The organism is Paenisporosarcina sp. P5_A11 (assembly GCF_056400705.1).
Genome location: NZ_JBFUKT010000264.1, coordinates 1 through 3,218 on the forward strand (window position 1 = coordinate 1; position 3,218 = coordinate 3,218).

3 protein-coding genes are annotated in these 3,218 nt (G+C 34.9%); all 3 read right to left on the reverse strand.

Annotation, left to right across the window (positions count from 1 at the left end; translation table 11 throughout):
• Positions 1 to 52: 52 nt before the first annotated feature.
• A complete protein-coding gene (locus tag AC1DOS_RS19045; protein WP_477538768.1) occupies positions 53 to 490 on the reverse strand; it encodes a hypothetical protein in 438 nt (145 codons plus the stop codon).
• 117 nt (positions 491 to 607) lie between these two features.
• A complete protein-coding gene (locus tag AC1DOS_RS19050) occupies positions 608 to 1,309 on the reverse strand; it encodes a hypothetical protein (protein ID WP_477538769.1) in 702 nt (233 codons plus the stop codon).
• A gap of 701 nt (positions 1,310 to 2,010) precedes the next feature.
• Positions 2,011 to 2,511 (reverse strand): competence protein ComK, encoded by a 501-nt coding sequence (locus AC1DOS_RS19055; RefSeq protein WP_108588043.1) that lies wholly within the window; start codon positions 2,509 to 2,511, stop codon positions 2,011 to 2,013.
• Positions 2,512 to 3,218: the final 707 nt, after the last annotated feature.

The following is a 3,218-nucleotide window of genomic DNA, read 5'->3' on the forward strand; positions in this document are numbered from 1 at the left end:
TAGCATTTCATATTAAACTAAACTGCCCCGTTAGTTGAATAAGGTTTCAACTTTAATCTTCAAATAACTCTTTTTTCTCATCTTTCGTTAGACCGGTAAAGAACTTTTTATGTACACGCAACTCTTTTTCTTTCTTGTGGAGTGTTTTTTCAAACCACGTTACTGCCATAGGAGTGTGTTCAGGTTGAGCATTGACTTTTTCTAAAAACCATTCATATTCTTTGACGGCATCCTCATTAAGTAGCGATATATCTTCTTTTCTACTTGTATAATCTAATTCTGCAAGTTCTCTAGCGGTAATCTCACCTGTAATTTTCTTTACTACTCCAATTTCTGAAGGCATCCGTTCCGGATTTAAAGAAACGAAGTAATAAAGATAGCTCGGTAAACGAAACTGTCTTTTCTTCGTATCTTTTTTAGATGCAATATAAAGCCAATCCCCTTTATCACTGAAACAATTAAACTCCTCATTATTAATTGCAACTAACATCTTTTCATATCTCTTCATAACGCACCCCACATATATTAGCTTCCTTATTGAACTAACCTGCCCCGTTAAAAAGGCTTCACTCCTTCTTGAAGTAAAGCACCCGTTAGTTAATAAGGATTATGGCTCGTATTCAAATATAGCCCATGGAAGCCATAATACTGATTCAGTTTCTACTTCCTCATCATTGCTATATTGACAACACTTTATCGCCATTTCACGATTAAGAATAAAGCCATTTTCGTTTAAGCTAAATTTTAAATTACTATTATAATCCCTTTCTAGACCATTACAAATATATGAATGGAACTTTCCAGAATCAAAACCTAGAACCTCATATCCGTCCTCCTTAGACGCATTCATATCCATCGTCGTCTTGTTCATTAATAATGTTTCAATACCATATCGTTCTTTGGCCGGCTTAGATAGTGTTTCTTCTTCATCTAGAAATTCTTCCACAAAATTTTCTTCTAATCCAATTCCAATTATTCTTATGTCATTCAAGTGATTTAGAAATGTTTTTTTAAATACTCTTGCTAAATCAACCGTTGTAAACAGTTGTGGAAATTTGAATGTTTCATCCTCGAATTTATTCTGTACCCATCCTTCCAATTCTTCAAAGGAACTATTAGAGAGATTTAACTCCTTAGAATAGGTTTGCTTCGTTTTTCGTGAACCTCCCCAAAGTATGTTTATATCAGGATGGAACTCACACAGACACACACTTGCCGACAATATTGTTTCTGGTAGTAATGTTTTATCCATATAGTCTGCTCGTTCTGATGGTGAAACAATATAATAACCGCCTGAGATGTACTTCATTTAAGCACCCCTTTTTAATTCTTGAATTTATTGTATCTAATCCAACTAACCTGCCCCGTTAGTTGAAGAAGAAAAAGAGCTGCTAAGCAGCCCAATATTCTTCAACTATTACACTCTTTAGTTAAAATATTACCCGAGCACTGGAATGTGCAATGAAGGGTTTTAATTAGAATGTTGTGATCCTTTTTTTATAAAAACCTAAAAAAGAAAGAATAACTACAAAAATTACAGTATATAAGATTATCGACAATAAAATTAGAATTAAGGATAATAAGTATAAGTTTTTCTCTAAGGGTCCCAAATAAACAAGTCCAGAGTCTCAAAAATTCTTCGTAATCTTTTGGTAAGATAAAAGGCAACTTATTGATATCAAAGTCAGTGGCAGGAGGGTTGAAAGTAATTTGCATCTTTTCAACATATCCATCCTCTAATTGAACTGTTAGTGAATTATTCTGATCGAGACGTTGTTTTAAGCCATCAATAGTAAGTTTAATTGCTACATCTATTATTTGAAAGCCATAACATACAGCTTGTCAGTGAATATGGTGAATAGTTCTTTAGTCAGCTACCCTATTTTGATGACTTGCCACCGATTTGCTTCATCATAAAAGGCATAGGAGACAACTTTTATTTTTCAGCAAAATGGTATTCGGTAAACCTAGCGATGCAAGTCAGTAATTGTTTATGGGTAAATTATTTGATTAATCTTCGGTGGGTGGTGGAACCTTACGTATGTATGGTTTCTTTTCTCGATGGATGAAGCGATAAGTATCCAAGGTGTAGTGGAGTCTATGCTGTTGTTTCAAAAGAACGTGTTTGGAAACATGAACGGTTATGGACAGCCCATTCGGGAAAGTCACTAAGCACTTTCCTTTATCCACCTCTTCTACATCGAAGTGGTGATTGAACAACCAAACACACTCTGCATGTCGATAGGACATCGTAGGAAAGGCTCCGAACGCAGTAGGTTCTATCAGAATTGGTGTTTTGTTCGGATAGTTCATAAAAATTCTTGTTGCCTGCATTCGTCCTTCCATTGTCGAAGCATACCGAATGCATGCTTTATTAAGTAATTCATGAACAGTCATTTCAGAATGATAAGTCCCGTGGGTTGTAATAATTATTGATTTATACTTCCCGGTAAATACTGATTTTAGAGCTAATACTTCATGGTCGATTAAATTAGAATCACAGTTTTTCAAAATTAATTCTCCCTTACGTCCCCTATAGTTAAATTCTACTAAATTAACCTGAAAATATATAGTAAAAATTCACTGAATAATTAATTATTTACTAGAAATATTCTACTTTAGTGGATAGCACCTTTTCTCCTTTTGGTACCTGTGCATTTTCGGCTGAATAGTACTACCAATTCGTAGCGTTGAGTTTACCAGGATACGTTGTAAAGTAACCGGCTATACCATAGCCCAGTGAACAAAAAAAGATCGAAGTGACGAATCACTTCGATCTTTTCTGATTTTTACATGTGATTTTATGGCTGTTTATCTTCCGTCATGCCCCTCCAGCCTTCACGCGTAGTTGGCCGATTTGGGGTACACAAAGAATGGACACTTTCTGCATATAAAGTTAGCTGCCGAAGATACAATTTCGGCAGCTAACTCACTTCATTTATTGTTACAGCTACTCCAGTTGCTTTAGAAATAAGGTATCATTCACAGGTACTGTTATGAATGTTACTCAATCTACTTCCCCAACATTTCATCATCTACACCAGGCACCTTCTTCTCCATAATAAAAGATCTTGATCCTTGAAGAAGTTGTCCTTTTTTATAAGGTGGTTCATAGACATACACCTTAAATAAGGTGTGATGTAAACGCTAAACTAAATTGAACAGATTTCACCAATTAAGATTGAACAGTTTTCACTAAAAACTTAGCTTCTATATAC

Excerpts from the sequence above, each read along its gene's own strand:
- AC1DOS_RS19050 (WP_477538769.1), bottom strand. The coding sequence starts at position 1,309 with ATGAAGTACATCTCAGGCGGTTATTATATTGTTTCACCATCAGAACGA.
- AC1DOS_RS19045 (WP_477538768.1), bottom strand. The coding sequence starts at position 490 with ATGTTAGTTGCAATTAATAATGAGGAGTTTAATTGTTTCAGTGATAAA.